General features: G+C 41.5%; 11 protein-coding genes and 1 tRNA gene. 8 read left to right on the top strand and 4 right to left on the bottom strand.

The genetic code is table 11. The annotated features are described in order from the left end of the window. Window positions 1-159: 159 nt before the first annotated feature. Together VRHSUH10_RS06335 and VRHSUH10_RS06330 are read left to right on the top strand one after the other, a co-directional pair. A tRNA-Ser gene (locus tag VRHSUH10_RS06335) sits at window positions 160-248 on the top strand. Between the two features lie 133 nt (window positions 249-381). After that, complete coding sequence (locus tag VRHSUH10_RS06330; protein WP_105089861.1) at window positions 382-1605, top strand: MFS transporter; 1224 nt, start codon at window positions 382-384, stop codon at window positions 1603-1605. Window positions 1606-1731: 126 nt separating this feature from the next. Here VRHSUH10_RS06330 and VRHSUH10_RS06325 read toward each other — a convergent pair whose 3' ends face one another. Then, window positions 1732-2529 (bottom strand): hypothetical protein, encoded by a 798-nt coding sequence (locus VRHSUH10_RS06325; RefSeq protein WP_105089860.1) that lies wholly within the window; start codon window positions 2527-2529, stop codon window positions 1732-1734. Window positions 2530-2672: 143 nt separating this feature from the next. On the opposite strand from VRHSUH10_RS06325, the gene VRHSUH10_RS06320 reads away from it, so the two are divergent. Then, window positions 2673-3221: a GDSL-type esterase/lipase family protein gene (locus tag VRHSUH10_RS06320; protein WP_105089859.1), complete on the top strand. Its 549-nt coding sequence runs from the start codon at window positions 2673-2675 to the stop codon at window positions 3219-3221. 250 nt (window positions 3222-3471) lie between these two features. On the opposite strand, the gene VRHSUH10_RS06315 is transcribed toward VRHSUH10_RS06320, so the two are convergent. Continuing rightward, window positions 3472-4449, bottom strand: coding sequence for a hypothetical protein (locus VRHSUH10_RS06315; protein WP_105089858.1), 978 nt, complete (start codon window positions 4447-4449; stop codon window positions 3472-3474). Window positions 4450-4783: 334 nt separating this feature from the next. On the opposite strand from VRHSUH10_RS06315, the gene VRHSUH10_RS06310 reads away from it, so the two are divergent. Together VRHSUH10_RS06310 and addA are read left to right on the top strand one after the other, a co-directional pair. Continuing rightward, window positions 4784-8296, top strand: a complete 3513-nt coding sequence (locus VRHSUH10_RS06310; RefSeq protein WP_105089857.1) for a PD-(D/E)XK nuclease family protein — start codon at window positions 4784-4786, stop codon at window positions 8294-8296. Further along, the gene (addA, locus tag VRHSUH10_RS06305; RefSeq protein ID WP_105089856.1) at window positions 8286-12086 is read left to right on the top strand and encodes a helicase-exonuclease AddAB subunit AddA; all 3801 of its coding nucleotides are present in this window, start codon (window positions 8286-8288) and stop codon (window positions 12084-12086) included. The genes VRHSUH10_RS06310 and addA overlap by 11 nt, the downstream gene beginning before the upstream one ends. Window positions 12087-12178: 92 nt before the next feature. On the opposite strand, the gene VRHSUH10_RS06300 is transcribed toward addA, so the two are convergent. Continuing rightward, window positions 12179-13126: a diacylglycerol kinase family protein gene (locus tag VRHSUH10_RS06300; RefSeq protein ID WP_105089855.1), complete on the bottom strand. Its 948-nt coding sequence runs from the start codon at window positions 13124-13126 to the stop codon at window positions 12179-12181. A 216-nt stretch (window positions 13127-13342) separates the two neighbouring features. On the opposite strand from VRHSUH10_RS06300, the gene VRHSUH10_RS06295 reads away from it, so the two are divergent. Continuing rightward, complete coding sequence (locus VRHSUH10_RS06295) at window positions 13343-14050, top strand: GntR family transcriptional regulator (protein WP_105089854.1); 708 nt, start codon at window positions 13343-13345, stop codon at window positions 14048-14050. Between the two features lie 94 nt (window positions 14051-14144). Here VRHSUH10_RS06295 and VRHSUH10_RS06290 read toward each other — a convergent pair whose 3' ends face one another. Next, window positions 14145-14534, bottom strand: a complete 390-nt coding sequence (locus tag VRHSUH10_RS06290; RefSeq protein ID WP_105089853.1) for a helix-turn-helix domain-containing protein — start codon at window positions 14532-14534, stop codon at window positions 14145-14147. A 152-nt stretch (window positions 14535-14686) separates the two neighbouring features. Here VRHSUH10_RS06290 and crcB point away from each other — a divergent pair, with 152 nt between their 5' ends. Continuing rightward, window positions 14687-15067, top strand: a complete 381-nt coding sequence (gene crcB, locus VRHSUH10_RS06285) for a fluoride efflux transporter CrcB (protein ID WP_105089852.1) — start codon at window positions 14687-14689, stop codon at window positions 15065-15067. Between the two features lie 302 nt (window positions 15068-15369). Then, a complete protein-coding gene (locus VRHSUH10_RS06280) occupies window positions 15370-16350 on the top strand; it encodes a molybdopterin-binding protein (RefSeq protein ID WP_105089851.1) in 981 nt (326 codons plus the stop codon). The last annotated feature ends 82 nt before the right edge of the window (window positions 16351-16432 follow it).

Below are 16432 nucleotides of genomic sequence, written 5' to 3'. Positions count from 1 at the left end.
GTAGCAAATAGATGAAAGTATAATTTGATAGTAAATAGTTGAAAACTTTACTCAACATTAAATACACATGGAAAAAGCTGGCTTTGAGCCAGCTTTTTTCTTGTCTTATATTACGTTGTTGCTTATTATTGGGCCAATCTGATATAATAATACCGTTATGGAGAGGTGTCCGAGTGGTTTAAGGAGCTGGTCTTGAAAACCAGTGACTCCGCAAGGGGCCGTGGGTTCGAATCCCACCCTCTCCGCCACAATTTAGAAAGCCCTTTAGGTTATGCCTAGAGGGCTTTTTATTGTATTTTGTTAATCTTTGAAGTTTGTAATATACCCTGTATTTATAGTATGATTACTTTATATGTTTTTATTCTGTAGAAAGGAGCTCGTATGAATCGACTTAGTTTCTCACGAACTCAGATTTTAATTCTTGTCAGCGTATGGCTAACATTTTTGATTAGTTTTGTTATGCGCTTATCTTGGGCGTCCTTGATGCCTATTGTTAATGAAGCGTTGAGTTTCACGCCTCAAATGGGTACGGCTTATTTATCCGCCTTTTATATGGGTTATGCCATCATGGTTTTACCAGGTGGTATCTTAGCGGATCGAATTGGTTACCGTTATACCATTTTGTTTAGCTTGCTTGCCATGGCTGTTATTACGGCATTAATGAGTACCATCGATAATTACACCTATGGTTGGGTATTGCGCTTCTTATTAGGTATCGTATCTGGTCCAGTTCAAGCATCTTGCTTAAGTGCTATTGGGGATTATTTTGGTCCTAATCAACGTGGTGCTGCAGTGGGTATTTTTATGTCCTGTACATCCCTTGGATTGACCACTGTAAACCTTTACGCACCATATGTAGCTACTAATTATGGTTGGCAAAATGCATTCCTCTTAACAGCTGTATTACCAATCCTTGTTTTCATTCTTAGCTATTTCACTGTTCGTAAACCAAGTGCTGAAATCTTGGCGCAACGAGAAGCAGAGGCGAGTGCTGCGTCTGCGCATATAGGGGAAAAAACTTCCTTAAAGGAAAATTTGCTACATGTTTTGAAAAATCGCAATATTTGTTGTCTTGCCTTTGCAGGCTTCTTTGCTACAGGTGCTACCTGGGCCGTGGCTCAATGGTCAAATTTGTACATGGTTAAACAGCTCGGCGTTAATGCTATCTATGCAGGTCATGTAATGTCTGCCTTTGGTTTAGCAGCCCTTATTGCAAAGCCGACCATCGGTATCTTGTCGGATATCTTACCGATTAAGAAAAACCATTTAGTAGCTCTTGTTATGTTCTTATTCGCACCAGCATTGATCCTCTTTGCGAGCACTACAAATCCAGATATGCTCTTTATAACAGGTCCAATCCTTGGTATTGGCGCTTTCATGCATAGTGCATTGACCAATGCTCTCGTAATTCAATCCGCAGCACCTCATTTACGAGGTACAACAGCAGGATTTGTAAACTTATTTAACCAAATCGGTGTTATGTTGGCACCTATGATTTTAGGTAGCATGTTAACTGCTACAGGTAGTTATCAATCTGCATTGATGACTCTTGCCATCGCTCCTGTTATCGGTGCCATCGCATTGTTCTTTGTACGTCTTAAATAATGTGAAAGTATCAATATAATACATTCATCTGATCGTATAGAAACAAAATATGAAAAAAGAGACTGAACAGTTCTCCTAAGGTAGGAGGCTGTTCAGTCTCTTTCGTTTTTATATTAGTTATATTGCCTATGGTTTTTGTGGTGCGTGATAGTCCGGTTGCGGTCTCCATTCACTCATAGGTGTATTAGGATCTGGCATATCTTGATTTTGGATATCAAGGATCCAGTCACTAGGTCTTGGACCTTGTGGAGAAGGTGGTGGGACAGGACCATATACACCTAGTTTAGATGGTGTTAACCGTGGTTGATTAGAAGTATAAGGTGATTCTAATTGGTTTAGCGGTTTATATACGCCTGGTGGTGGTTGAACACCAAATAATGGCTTACCTTCTGTAGGAGGTGGTGTATTGATTGGCTTATATGGACGTGGCGGTACATAGGGGTTCGTAGAAGTATATGTAATACGTTCCATTTCCAATGCATTATGTAAAATAAATTGTCCTATTTCAGCTACGGCAGAACCCTTTGTAGCGACATGAGCACCTGTAGATAGGACGGAGCGCTGATTGTTAGCAGCTCCTATAGGAGCACCATTTACTTGGTAGAATTTCGCCGGTGCTACATGCCAATCCATAAGATAAATATCTTTAGATGTATTACCTCGATGATATGTATAATTAGTTGAATAATCGGCTATGATATTCTGATTTTTATACAGACTAATTGTACGAGCATGAAGCGTACTATACGTAGGACCTGCCTGTGCTAGACTGATTGTACTTAAGTCGATATACACAGTCTCTGAAGGGCTATTATAAGCTACTTGGTATTGCGTAGGCTTGTTCTCTAATTCATATTGTGAAATGGCACTAGCAGATTGTAATGTTGCTAATGCTAGTATTAAAAAGGGATATAGTTTTCTCATCTTTGACCTCTCTTATGTGGAATTAGTATACCATAGTCATACATGTAATTCCATGAGAAATGCATATAAAACTCCATAATATGTATATTGTGTATAATCATCTTTTTGTTATATGATTATTGCATAGTATAGGAGGTCTTGATATGGAAATTATCTGTTTTGGCGATAGTATTACCCGTGGTTATGATGTGCCTTATGGCCAAGGATGGGTTGAAATCTGTGATGCATCTATAGAGAATGTACATTTTACAAATTATGGTGAAGATGGATGCTCTGTGCAAGGCATGATTTATAATATTGAAAAATGGCTGCCTACAGCTGTAGCTGACCCAACGCGTCATATCTTCTTAATGTGTGGCACTAATGATATATTGCAAGGTCGAGATAGTGCGTATGTGTTCAAGACCTTGGTGAAAGCCATTGAATTAGCGAGCACAAAGGGGAAGGTAATTATTGGTTTGGAAACACAAATCGATAGCGATATGGATGGGTTAGACCTTGTTGTGCGAGATGTAAATGAACAATTAAAAGCTTATGCAGAAGAGCATGACTTAAAGGTTATAGACTTCTATACAACTTTATATGAAGCAGATCAAATCGGCCAAATTGTCTTTGCTGGTGAAGTACATCCCAATGCGCGTGGCTATCGTTTGATGGCCTATAAGGCATTAGAGATCTTTACAAGACTATAATTAAAGAATCATAAAACTAATCATTCATCAATTCATCAATTCATCAAGTTTAGGACCTAGTTGGTAATATGCGACATCTTAATTTGCTTAGGTATGAAGGTTAGCCCTTAGATCCTGAGATTTATAATTAGCTAAAAAAATCCCCGAATGAGATACCTCATTCGGGGATTTAGTGATTTATATAGTCTTTATATGTGAAGGCTTGTAGCTTTCACCATTATATTTAATTCGTAACGAATTGTAGTTTAAATTAGCGAGTACGTGCGTTAGATACGCGAGCGGATTGAGCGATTGCGTATGCAGTACCTTTTACTAAATCGTAAGCATCAGCAGTGTTGCCAGATACTGTTACAGCAGCTACAGTGTCATCAGTTACTGCGAACAATGCAGTTGCGTAAGGGTGTTGTGCACCGTTTGGAACAGTTACAGCACCGGATTTAACAACGATGTAACGGCCGCCGTTGTTGAATACATCGTAATGAGCAGCTTGTTTTACACCATCATAGCTTTCATTGTAAGCGAACAATGCCGCTACTTCGCCACCTGCTACTTGACCAGTTTGTTGCATGGAACGCAATTTAGCAGCTGCTACAGCTGTTGGTTGAGTCATGTTAACAGTGATACGCAAGGAGTTGTTGTTTACAACTGCTTCAGTGATTACGTTTGTAGAGAATACGTTTGCAACGCCGTCACCAGCACGGTTATAGGAGCTAGCAGTTTTAACTTGGTAGCCGTTAGTGTATGCTGGCAAGTCGTATGTATAGGATTTGCCGTTCAACAATAAGTCGAATGCGTTCAATTGGTTAGTTTTGTAACGGGAAACATATGCACTGCCGTTGCCATTAGCTGTTACGGAAGTTACAGTTTCTTGGTATACAGGTTGGTTGTTAGTAGCGATAGGATCCATGATTTGAAGACCTACAGCTGTTGTTTGAGGTGCTACAAAGATTGGGTCGCCCAATTCTTTGGATACAGGCATTTGTTGAGCCATGTCACCTGCTGTGTAAGGTACTGCTGGTAATGGTTTGTAACCAGGGCGTGGTGCGCTTGTTACATAACCAGATTGGTACGCTGGTGTAGCTGCTTGAGGTGCAGCGTAAGTATATTGTTCAGCTGCAGCACGTTCGTAAGCGCGTGCGTTAGCATCAACGGATGCTGCGAAAGCAGAGAAAGACATAGTTGTAGCTGCGAATACTGCGAAAGCAGCTGCTAAATGTTTTTTGTTCATAATAATTCACTCCTAAATACATGATTTTTTACAAATAACACAAATACTAATCTGTATTATATATGAAATTCTGTTAATTGTAAATAAAATATAAAATATTTTCTTAATTATAAACAAATTTAATCTAATGAGTCAAATATTGTACAATTTGCCTTTAATTACCCCATAATTAGGCACAGAATATCATATTACTATATAATAATACGTAGTATAGTAATATATTATATCGAAAAATTTAGTTTAAATCTATACCTAAGGAAAAGAAATTTAAAAATAAGATGAAGTTTGTGATTTCTATAAATTGAGATGGTGAAAGTTTCACTAGGGAGGTCTCATGAGTATTAGCGTCTATTATGGACGAGCAGGATCTGGTAAGACACGTGCCGTATATGAACGGATACGTCAAGTCATGACCGATTGTCCAGGGGAACCGATAATCTTACTCGTTCCTGAACCAGCGACCTATCGGGTAGAACGGGAGCTTGCTGAATTTATGCCTGAAAAAGGCTTTACTACAGTTCGCGTCGTAGGCTTTGGTCGTTTGGGGTACCAAGTATATCAATCCATAGGCTCTAAGGGGGCCGGTCAATCAAGCTTATCTAGCTTTGGCCGGTCTATGTTGTTGCGCCTTGTTATGAAACGAAAACAAAAGGAATTAGGCCTCTTAGAACAGGCTACAAAACGTCCTGAGTTTTCTTCTGTATTGCAACAACTCTTTTCTGAGTTTCGCGCATTCCGCGTAGGTCCTACAGACCTAGAACGTGGAGCGGAGTCTGTTAAAAATAAAGTATTACAAAAGAAATTGCGGGAACTTGCCATTTGTATGGCCGCTTATGAAGAGGAAATCAGCCGTCATGGGGAACGCGATATCGATCCTATCATGGAAATTGTTGAGGCTTTGCCACAGTCTCCTCTGATGGAAAATAGTCATGTCTTTATCGATGGCTTCCATTGGTTTACGCCTACACATTACGAGTTGATCTATACCTTATTTGATTTGGCTAAGGAAGCGGTTATAACCATCGACTTACCGATGGCTCCGAAGGCGTTAAATCTCGCTCGTCGAGGGGAACATCTCTTCAGTCGTCCTTTAGAAATTTATGACACCTTAGTGGCTCGTTATGGATCTAGTATTAACTGGGTTGGTTTTGACGGGAAACGGGGCCCTCAAATCGTACAAGAATTAGAATCTAATTACTTTACTAGTCCTAGCAAGCAAAATACTACAGATACTACGATTCCGCTTATTCGTGGCTATAACAGAGAACGGGAAGCTGATGCGGTGGCTCGCCGTATTTTAGCCTATGTGGAGTCTTCTCCAGAGGCACGTTACCGCGATGTATGTATCATGCTTCGCGAGTCCGAAACGTACGGAGATACCTTAGAAAAGGTTTTTGCCCGCTACGGTATTCCACACTTCATCGACCGCCAACGGCCTATGAAAAATCATCCCTTAGGCGAATTATTGACGGCTCTCTTTGATATTGTGCGCCATAGTTACAGCCGAGACAGCATGTTCCTCTTGCTGAAAACAGATTTGATGCCTCTTACTCGTGAGGCTGTAGATGAATTAGAGAACTATGTGCTCGAGTTTGGTATTGACCATTATAAATGGGAACGTGAAAGCTGGCCGTACTTACGCGGTTTCCACGAGGGGCAAGATGAAGAAAGTCACCCTGATGCACCGCGTAGATTCCGTGTTAATCAAGCACGACAAACCATTATGGATATATTATCTCCATGGTTTGACTTTGCTGCTCATAGCGAAGGCCATACGGGGTCTGAATGGGGCGAACAGCTCTATGGTCTATTAGAAACCTTGCAAGTTCCACAGCGCCTCTATGAGTGGGCGAAGGACGCAGAAGCCATGGGCGATCAAGAGTCCAAAGCCAGCCATGAACAGATGTACAATGCAGTTATTTCTTTCATAGACGAAATCTCTATGGTCATGAAGGATGAAGTGTTGACCTTAGATGAGATAATGTTGCTCCTCGAAGAAGGCTTGAGCGATGTAAATTATTCTATGATTCCTCCGTCCTTGGACCATGTGGTAATCACCACCATCGAACGTGGTTATAGCCAATGGTGGCCTAAGGTATTCGTCATGGGCCTCAATCAAGGCGTATTCCCACAAAGCATGGGCGATGAAGGCCTTATTAAGGATAAGGAACGCCAAGAGTTAGCCGATGCAGGTATTACCCTTGCTGAAGGTGCTTTGCCGAAGGCTTTCAACGAAAATTTCCTATTATACCTAGCTATGACGCGGGCATCCGATTCCTTGACGCTGTCCTATGCAAGTTCTGGTGAAGATGGAACCGGTCTTGAACCATCCCTCGTGGTGAAGCGCTTAGAATCCCTCGGGTATGTCGGTAAGGCTGTAGATATTCCGTTATCCATAGAGCCTGATACAGAGCAGGAATATGTGTGGCGTCCGCTCCAAAGTTTATCCTTATTATCTGAGCGTTGGGGTGCCCTCTTTAGTGGTCATGAGGTCAATCCACTGTGGTGGGGCCTCTATAACTGGGCTCGTGAAAGCGACACTTACCGTCCACGTTTAGGTGAGGTGTCTCGTGGTATTCGAGATAATAACGATGTACCGGTCATTACAAAGGATTTAGTGAATGGATTGTTCTTATCTAAAGGCTACATGTCTGGTTCTGTGACGCGTTTAGAGCGATACCAACAATGTCCGTTCAAGTTCTATGCTCAATATGGTTTGAAGCTAGAGCCACGTCGTGTGCGTTCTTTTGGTGCTCCTGAAATTGGTACATTCTTACATGCTAATTTAGAGCGTTTAGGTAATTATCTACTAGAAAATAATAAACAATGGCGTGATCTTAACGAAGAAGATCAACTTAACCTATGTCGCTCTGTAGCAGATGAAATCTTACAAGAAAATCATTCTGGTGAGGAAACGAGCGATGCTTACCAAAAGGCAATCGAGCAGCGTGTACAACGAACATTACATGTGACGGTAGACCGCCTTGTTGAGTGGTCCAAGCGCAGTGATTTTGATACAAAATACTTAGAGCAAGATTTTGGACGTCAAGGCGGCTGGGATCCGATTCGGGTGCCTCTTGGGGAAGACCGTTATTTACGACTTATTGGTCAAATTGACCGCATCGATGAATATACTCGAGATGGTCAAACCTATGGTATGGTTATTGACTACAAATCGGGTGGCGCTCATGTAACAGCCCAAGATGTGTACTATGGTCTTAAATTGCAGCTCATGACCTATCTATTGGCCTTAGAATCCGCTTATGGCAAAGCAGAAGGAAAATCTATGTCGCCTGCGGCTGTAGTGTATTCCTATGTGAAGAACCCTAAAATCCCTGCAGGTACACCTATATCTTATGAAGATGCAGTGTCATTGGCTAAGGAAAGTAATGCATGGCAAAATAGTGGGTACTTCTCAGATGATATTGAGTTGTTGACGCATATTGATAATAAGTTCTTATCTTATGGTGCAAAACAGGGCCCGTATGTGCCAATTGCGACGAAGAAGGATCAAACTATTTCTAATAGAGACTTGCGCAAGGTTAAGAACCCAGGAGAATTTGATGTGTTGTGTCGTTATACCAATCACGTCATGGCTGAAACAGGGCGTAATATTGGAGATGGCCAATTCCCAATTAAGCCATATCAATTGAATGGCTTTAGACCTTGTACGTACTGTGATTATCATACGGTATGTCGTTTTGACTCTAGTCGTAATAAATACAATTATCTGTCAGGATTATCTGAAGATGATGCATTAGAACGAATGAAAGAGGTCTTAAACGACGGAAACAACAGTAACGATAGAAATAATAGTAACGAAGGAGGTGAAAACTATGGGTGTTAAATGGACGCCAGAGCAGGAGTCTGCCATCATAGCTCCTAAAGATTCGTCTTTAGATAATCAAACCTTGCTCGTAGCAGCAGCGGCTGGCTCAGGTAAAACGGCAGTTCTCGTAGAGCGTATCATTACGCGTTTAAAGGATATGGATAATCCTTTGTCCGTACAAGAGCTCATGGTTGTAACCTTTACAAAGGCGGCGGCACAAGAGATGAGTGCTCGTATTGGGCTTGCTTTGGCAAAAGCCATGGAGTCTACCGATGATGCGGTCATGCAAGAGCGTCTTGAACGACAGCTTAATCTCTTACCGTCTGCGCATATTTCTACGTTGCACTCTTTCTGCCAATGGGTGATTCGTTCCTATTTCTATAAGCTTGATATTAATCCAACGGCTCGCATTGGTAACGAAGCAGAAATGGCACTCTTACAACAAGAGGTATTAGCCGATTTATTGACTAAATCCTATGAAGAGGGCCTTTATAATATCTATGAATTGGCGGACTTTTTCAGCGATGATAAATCTGATGCAGGCTTAACGGCAAAGATTATGTCTTTGTATAACTACGCTATGTCCCTTGCTAATCCTGATGGATGGCTACGTAAAGCATTAGCACCTTATAAAGAGGCAATGGAAATAAACCCAAGCGATACGCTATGGGGCCAATATATGTGGGATCAACATATAGCTGTTATAGACCGCATTCGTGAGCGCTTAGAGCGGATGGAACAAATTTTGCTAGATCCAGTGGGGCCTCATAAATGGCAAAACATATATGATAACCAATTGGCTGCACTAGGCATGCTTTCAAATGCTCAAACCTGGGATGATATGGGCGAAGCGTGTAAGCATATAGACACCTTTATTAAAGATCAGTTCCGCATGGGTTCAAAAGAGGCTCAATCCTATGACCCTATATTAGTAGCTGAGTTTAAATCCTTAGGTGCTCAAAATAAGGATGACCTAAAAGCCATGCAAGCTTCTGTATTCACAGTGCCAGAAGCTACCTTGCAAGAGCAGTTCAAAGCTCAATATCCTATCATTGAAGGTCTTGTGGAGCTCACCATTGCGTTCCACCAAGCCTATCGGGATATGAAGCAAGAGCAAGGCATTATGGATTTTAGTGACTTGGAGCATTTATGCTTAGCCCTTCTCGTTGAGCCTGGCACAGAGGATGATCCTCAGCCGTCTGACGTAGCGAGGGAATTGCAAGATACTTTCAAAGAAATCATGGTCGACGAATACCAAGATACAAACGGTGTGCAAGAGACGATTATCAACTTGATTTCTCGCGTCGATAATCGCTTCTACGTGGGTGACGTGAAGCAGGCTATTTATAGCTTCCGTATGGCGGACAGTTCTCTGTTTATGGAGAAATATAACACATACGGTGGTAATGATGCGGTAGAGCGCCGTATCGATTTGGCGAAGAACTTCCGATCTCACGAAAATATCTTGGCTGCCACGAATTTCTTGTTCTATCAAATCATGACGGAAGAGGCGGCAGAGCTAAATTATACTGAGGCTGAATCCCTCATTCCTGGCCGCATTGTAGAGGATGCGCCTGAGGATTGGGTTGGAGGCGACGTGGAATTGCAGCTCTTAGATGTTAGTAAGGATACCCTCGGTGCTAGTGAAAGCGACGAAGACGAAGGGGATGACCCTGAGAATAACGAGCGAGAGCTAGATTTTATCATTCAAAAGATTAAGGAAATCCACGCTGCTAAGAAGCAGGTGCAAAATCCAGATGGCACATTCCGTCAAATCGAGTGGCGAGACTTTGCGATTTTGCGTAGATCCTTGGCCGGCTGGGGCACCCGTGCCGTAGAAGCCATGCGCCAAGCAGGCATCCCTGCGGTAGTAAATGAACGGGATGGTTACTTTGAAGCCCAAGAAATTCAGCTCTTACTAGCGTTGTTATCCATCATAGATAATCCTGAACAAGACTTGCCGATGGCAGCGGTATTGCACTCTGGTCTAGTTGGGCTTGATGCAAATGAACTAGGTGCGTTACGTTTATCTGGTGAGGGCTCTTTGTGGTCTCTCATGCCTGCTTATGCAGAAGCGGCTCAAGATGAGCGCTTATTATCCTTTATTGGACATATGGAGCGTTGGCGTACCTTATCACGTCGTCACGGTGTGACCGATTTATTGTGGGATATTTACGAATCCCAAGATTACGTAAACTATGTAGGGGCCATGCCGAATGGTCTTGTGCGCCGCGCGAATGTGCTCGCCTTATATGACCGTGCCAAGGGCTATGAGGCCTCTGGATTCCGAGGTCTATTTAGATTCTTGCGATTCGTTGAAAGCTTGCGTGATAGCAATCAAGATATGCCTCTTGCCAATGTAGTCAGTGAAGCGGACAATGTAGTGCGCATCATGACTATCCACAAGAGTAAGGGTCTTGAGTTCCCTGTTGTATTCCTATCTGGGATGCAAAAGAAATTCAATATGATGGACCTTCGGTCAGAACTTCTCATCGATAAGAATGCAGGGCTTGGTCTTAAGGGGTACTTCCCAGATATTCGAGTATCCTTCCCAACCATGCCGTGGTTCTACGTGAAAGACGTTAAAGAGGCGGCCCTGAAAGCCGAGGAACAGCGTATTCTCTATGTAGCCTTAACACGGGCGCGAGATAAGCTGTTTATGACAGGCTTTGTGAAAGGCTTTAAGAATTCTAAGGGCGGATTGAGTACCTTAGGTGAGCTCATTAAAAATGCTGCCTCTGTAGAGGGGCAACAACTACCTACAGATATTATTACCCAAGCCAATACATATTTAGAGTGGCTCATTATGGGCTTTGCTCGTCATTTAGACGGCGGCAATCCATTGCGTGTAGCTATTGAGTACGAAGGGCCCACCTATTTTGACTTACCAGACAAGAAATGTCGTATCAAGGTTGAAATTCACGATGGCTCCCTCTATGGTGATCTAGACTACAAAGCAGATATCGACGAAACCACTATCAACAAGGTGCGTGAGTTAAAGGCTGTTAACTCTGTAGAATTACCGCAGGAAATAGTAGACCGCTTTAACTATACCTATCCGTATAGCGATGCCACACGTCGCACTGCTAAAATCTCTGTTAGTGAATTAAAACGACGATTCCAAGAACGAGAACTAGAAGCAGGGACAATTGATACTCTTAATACACCTACTGAAGCAGTAGATATGGTAGAGGCTGGCTCTCAACGAGCTGTTTCAGGTGCGATTTTAGGTCAATCCAATGATTTAGCGAATTCTGTATTCGGTCGTAAACCACAGGCGTTACAGTCCGAAGAGGATGTGTTAACAGGGGCTCAATGGGGTACCTTAATGCATGAGGCTATGCAGTGGTTACCTCTTACCGAGTACACGCAGGATTCTTTAACAAAAGAACTTGATGCACTTGTAACGAAAGGGACTTTCACAGAGGAAGAACGAAATTTATTAAGTGATACAAGTCTTTATAAATTCTTCAGTTCTAATCTTGGGAAACGTCTCATCAACGCGAAGCGTATCGAACGAGAATTGCCATTTAGTATGCTCTTTGAAGGGAAACGGGTATACGATACGCTTGAAGATGGAGAAAATCTATTCCTTCAAGGTATTATCGATACCGCTTTTGAAGAGGACGGCGAATGGGTTCTTGTAGATTACAAGACGGACCGCGTTAAATCTGGGGAAGATCTCATCAAGCGCTATAAAATCCAAATGGACCTCTATAAAGAGGCCTTGCAACGATTGACAGGAATGCCGGTAAAAGCATGCTATATCTATAGCTTCCGCTTGCATGATGCCATCATTATAGACTGATTAATATAAAAAGCTCTCTATCCACGGATAGAGAGCTTTTATGTTCACTGTGTATTTTATTATATTATTTATTACAAGTTATAAGCGACATGTTATAAGTCGATATGCGGTAATTTAGGCAAATTCAAAGCTTTTTTCTTTTTGTGTTTTGCTGGTGCAAATACTTTTAGTACACGCGGCAATACTTCGATATCTACCGGCATGGATGGACCTTGATCGCCGTCCATATTAGTAGGTAAATCACCGATATCAGATAATAGTTCAATTTGAGCTTTTTTCACAGTTAATGATGTTGTATAACGAGAGTTATAGATGGCACCACTGAGGATAAGTGGTAATACGCTGAGGATATCGAGGATGAAGTATTCCTTGAAGATGATGATACGCATATAACCGTCGTCTACAGAGGCTTCCGGCATAAAGCGTTCAAAGCTAGACACTACATTGGTAAGCAATGCAAGAACGAGCGGGGATTTACAAATAAAATCGTCGTTCTCTGTTTTGATGCGGTATGTGTAGTCTTTCGTTGTGAACAAGGCTTGGCCTGCGCGCAAGAAGTAGGCGAGTGGTCCTAAAATACTTTTTTCCTTTGGTGTAACCTCTTCGATTACCTTTGGAATCACACCGGCTGCGATATTGTTGCAGAAATATTTATCATTGCAACGACCGATATCAATGGTACGCGTTTGATTGATATCAATGCGTTTGATTGCTTGTGTTGGATTTTGATGAATGCCAAGGGCACGAGACATATCGTTAACAGTACCTACTGGTATAAAACCAAAGGTAGATTTGAAGCCACCTTGGGCAATACCATTTACGGTTTCATTTACGGTGCCATCACCGCCCATGCAGAATACAGCATCGAATCCGCGTTCGCAAGCATCCTTTGCAAAACGTGTAGCATCTCCTTCACCGGTGGTGAATTTGACCTCAATCGTTTCGAATAAGGTGCTCAATTTCCATTGTAAATCGAGGGCATACCGGCGCGCCGCACCGCCACCCGATACAGGGTTTATGATTACCAAACAACGGCTCATGATATAACTTCCTTACTTTCAAAAATGAGATATAGCTATTATCTATCGTTAAATTGACAGTCTTAGATATGGGCTCTATAATTATATTATATGCACTAAATCATATATGACATATTTATTCAAAATATAAAATATATCGTACAATATATTATACTCATTTTAGCCGTTCTTTGAAAGTATGAAAGATATAACGGGACACAAGATTAGGGGATAGTAATGGGAAAACAAGATTCGAAAGATAAATATAAATTGTCCGCTGTGGACTCTATTGAAAGATTACCTCTCAGTGAACAAGTGTATTTAACATTAAAAAGAGCTATTTTAACAGGCGAATTGATGCCACAAGAAAAGCTTAACGAAGTAAAAATTGCAGAGCAATTGCAAGTGAGTGCAACACCTGTGCGTGAAGCATTCCGTAAATTGGCTAAAGATAACCTCGTAGTGATCGTTCCTTGGAAGGGCGTTACTGTAAAGTCCGATACTCCAGAGGAAATCATTGCATTGTATCAAGTGCGTGAAGTAATGGAAGGCCTTGGTGCAAGACTTTGTGCACGTCATGCTACAGACGAACAAATTAAAGAATTGCGTGACATCTGCAAAGAAATGCATGAAATCGAAGATGCTACAGAACGTGTTGAAGTAAACAGTCGATTCCATACAATGATCGCTCATTACTCTGGTAATGAACGCGTTGTAGAGTACCTTGCTAGCTTCCGTGAACGCGTTAATCGCGATATGTACATCAGCTCTTTCAATGCAGTGCGTACGCATGATTGCGACGATGAACATGATCATATTGTAGATGCTATTGAGCGTCATGATGAAGTGGCAGCAGAAAATGCTATGCGTCAGCACATTAATAATGCATTTATCTTCAAAAAGGCAAATGCAGAAGTGCAACATAAAAAACTTAATGAAGTATAATGCCTTTTGTTGGGCATGCTATATGAAAGGCTTCGCTATTGGCGGAGCTTTTTATGTAGTAGATGTTTACTGTATTTAATTAATTTAATTTAACTTAGCTTAGCTTTGAATCAGCTTTTGCTGGTGTATTGTTACGTGTATGACTTAGAAATTCTAATCGTTTGTAGTGTGATGAAAGATGTGCATTACAGCTTTTATAATCTACGATGCGTAGCCTTATGAGTTGTGCTGCGTCAATTTGGAATGCTTCAGCGATTTTAAATAAAATCTCTAAGGACATGCCAGATATACCTGTGCCACATTCTAGCTTGCTCAAATAACTGCGGCTAATGCCCACGTGGTGTGCTAGCTCATATTGAGACATATTTAGAGATATGCGAATATGGGCAATTTTATGGCCTAAACAAACATACTGATGCTGTAAGACCGGATCTTCATAGGTGTTGATTCGTAGCTCAGTTAGAGGTGTCGATGCAGATTTCATAGGGATTCCTTCCTTTTCCCTGCTCTCTAAATATAGTATACTGAGACTATTGGTGATTGACTAATATAGAAAACTAGATAATTATCGGTTATTTCAGATAATTACACGTATTGTGAAAATCGTAGGATAGTACTGTAAGTAGTGGAGGCAATATGGAAAAATACATTGCAGTTGCCCTCGGTGGAGCCGTTGGAGCGTTATGTCGTATGGCTCTTGGTGAATGGGTTATGACAAAGGTGAGTTCCTTTCCGTATGGAACGGTCGTAGTAAACCTCATCGGTTGCCTCATTATTGGCCTTGTACTAGGTCTATACATGCAAAAGCCAGATTTGCCGCAGTTGGCGAGATTTTTCCTCGTTGTAGGTGGGCTAGGTGCATTTACAACCTTCTCTACCTTTGCTTTTGAAATGCTACAACTAATGATGTCTGAGTCCTATGTACAAGCTTTATTCTATGGCTTTGTACAAGTTGTAGGTGGCTTAATCCTTTGCTGGATTGGAATACTACTTGCGCGCATTCTCTGTGCAATTTAAGGTGATTTGCGTTACAGCATATATAAAGCCATTTTTATATGATTAATACATAAGACTATTTAGGTCTTATTCGTAAGATATTTATATACTAATTTGCAAGATATTCATAATAGGATTAGATACATTTTGTTGTTATAACATACATTGTATAGAATTCAGAATTTAACATTTGAGCAGATTTTAGAATTTAACACTTAAGCTGACTTTAGAATTTAACACTTAAGCTGACTTTAGAAATTAATATGTGAGTAGAATTTAGAACTCCATATATGGGAAAGATTTTTGAGTTAAAGGGGAAAGAAATGAAATCTATTAGAACACAAGATGCTGTAGGGCATGCGTTAATACATGATTTAGTACGTATCGTCATCGGTGAGGTGAAAGATACGCCGTTCCGCCGTGGCCATGTGATTACGGAAGAGGATATTCCAAAATTATTAGACCTTGGTAAAGAGCATATCTTTGTAATGGAACCTGAAGATGAAGGGTTCTTGCACGAAGAGGATGTGGCACGCGCCTTGTACAATATGGCAGGTGGCGAAAATATGCATGACGGACCTATGGCGCAAGGCAAAATCGAAGCCATTGCAGACGTAGACGGCCTCTTTAAAGTTGATGTAGATCGCTTACATGCTATTAATAGTATTGGCGAGCTTACCATAGTAACGAGATTTAACAATACACCTGTGAAAGCAGGCGATAAATTAGCAGGCATGCGTTGTATTCCATTGTTATTAGAGGAACAACAAGTAGAGGATGCGAAGAAAATCGCTAATGGTCATCCTTTACTCAATGTAAAACCATTCGTACGCAAAACAATGGGTATCGTTACTACAGGTTCCGAAGTATTTGAAGGCCGCATTAAAGATGCTTTCACCCCAATCATTGAAGAACGTTGTGTTGAATTCGGTGTAAAAAAAGTAGCTCATGAAATCGTAACAGATAATACAGACGATATCGTGGCGGCTATCGACAAGGTAAAACAAGCTGGCGCTGATATTATTTTCTGTACTGGTGGCATGAGCGTTGACCCAGACGATTTAACACCAGGAGCCATTAAACGTTATGCAGATCGCGTAGTGACTTATGGTTTGCCTGTATTGCCAGGTTCCATGGTTTGTATCGCATATTGCGCAGATGGTACGCCAATCCTCGGCGTTCCAGGCGGTGTATTATTCAGCAAACCGACTGCCTTTGACGAAATCTTGCCACGCCTTGTCGCAGACGATGAAATCACAAAAGAGGATTGTATTCGCATGGGCCATGGTGGTTTCTTGGGATAATCCCTTTATGGAATATCTAAAAACTGTATAAATCTATACAAAAAGCGGGTAGATATCTACCCGCTTAATTTGTTCGTGCCAT

The organism is Veillonella sp. T11011-6 (assembly GCF_002959755.1).
Lineage (GTDB): Bacteria > Bacillota > Negativicutes > Veillonellales > Veillonellaceae > Veillonella.
The sequence above is the reverse complement of the archived record's forward strand: the minus strand, read 5'-3'. Positions and strand labels throughout refer to the sequence as shown.

What these genes read in the sequence shown, in the direction of transcription:
- crcB (WP_105089852.1), top strand. Translation starts at nt 14,687, where the DNA reads ATGGAAAAATACATTGCAGTTGCCCTCGGTGGAGCCGTTGGAGCGTTA.
- VRHSUH10_RS06310 (WP_105089857.1), top strand. Translation starts at nt 4,784, where the DNA reads ATGAGTATTAGCGTCTATTATGGACGAGCAGGATCTGGTAAGACACGT.
- VRHSUH10_RS06295 (WP_105089854.1), top strand. Translation starts at nt 13,343, where the DNA reads ATGGGAAAACAAGATTCGAAAGATAAATATAAATTGTCCGCTGTGGAC.
- VRHSUH10_RS06300 (WP_105089855.1), bottom strand. Translation starts at nt 13,126, where the DNA reads ATGAGCCGTTGTTTGGTAATCATAAACCCTGTATCGGGTGGCGGTGCG.
- VRHSUH10_RS06320 (WP_105089859.1), top strand. Translation starts at nt 2,673, where the DNA reads ATGGAAATTATCTGTTTTGGCGATAGTATTACCCGTGGTTATGATGTG.
- VRHSUH10_RS06280 (WP_105089851.1), top strand. Translation starts at nt 15,370, where the DNA reads ATGAAATCTATTAGAACACAAGATGCTGTAGGGCATGCGTTAATACAT.
- VRHSUH10_RS06290 (WP_105089853.1), bottom strand. Translation starts at nt 14,534, where the DNA reads ATGAAATCTGCATCGACACCTCTAACTGAGCTACGAATCAACACCTAT.
- VRHSUH10_RS06330 (WP_105089861.1), top strand. Translation starts at nt 382, where the DNA reads ATGAATCGACTTAGTTTCTCACGAACTCAGATTTTAATTCTTGTCAGC.
- addA (WP_105089856.1), top strand. Translation starts at nt 8,286, where the DNA reads ATGGGTGTTAAATGGACGCCAGAGCAGGAGTCTGCCATCATAGCTCCT.
- VRHSUH10_RS06315 (WP_105089858.1), bottom strand. Translation starts at nt 4,449, where the DNA reads ATGAACAAAAAACATTTAGCAGCTGCTTTCGCAGTATTCGCAGCTACA.
- VRHSUH10_RS06325 (WP_105089860.1), bottom strand. Translation starts at nt 2,529, where the DNA reads ATGAGAAAACTATATCCCTTTTTAATACTAGCATTAGCAACATTACAA.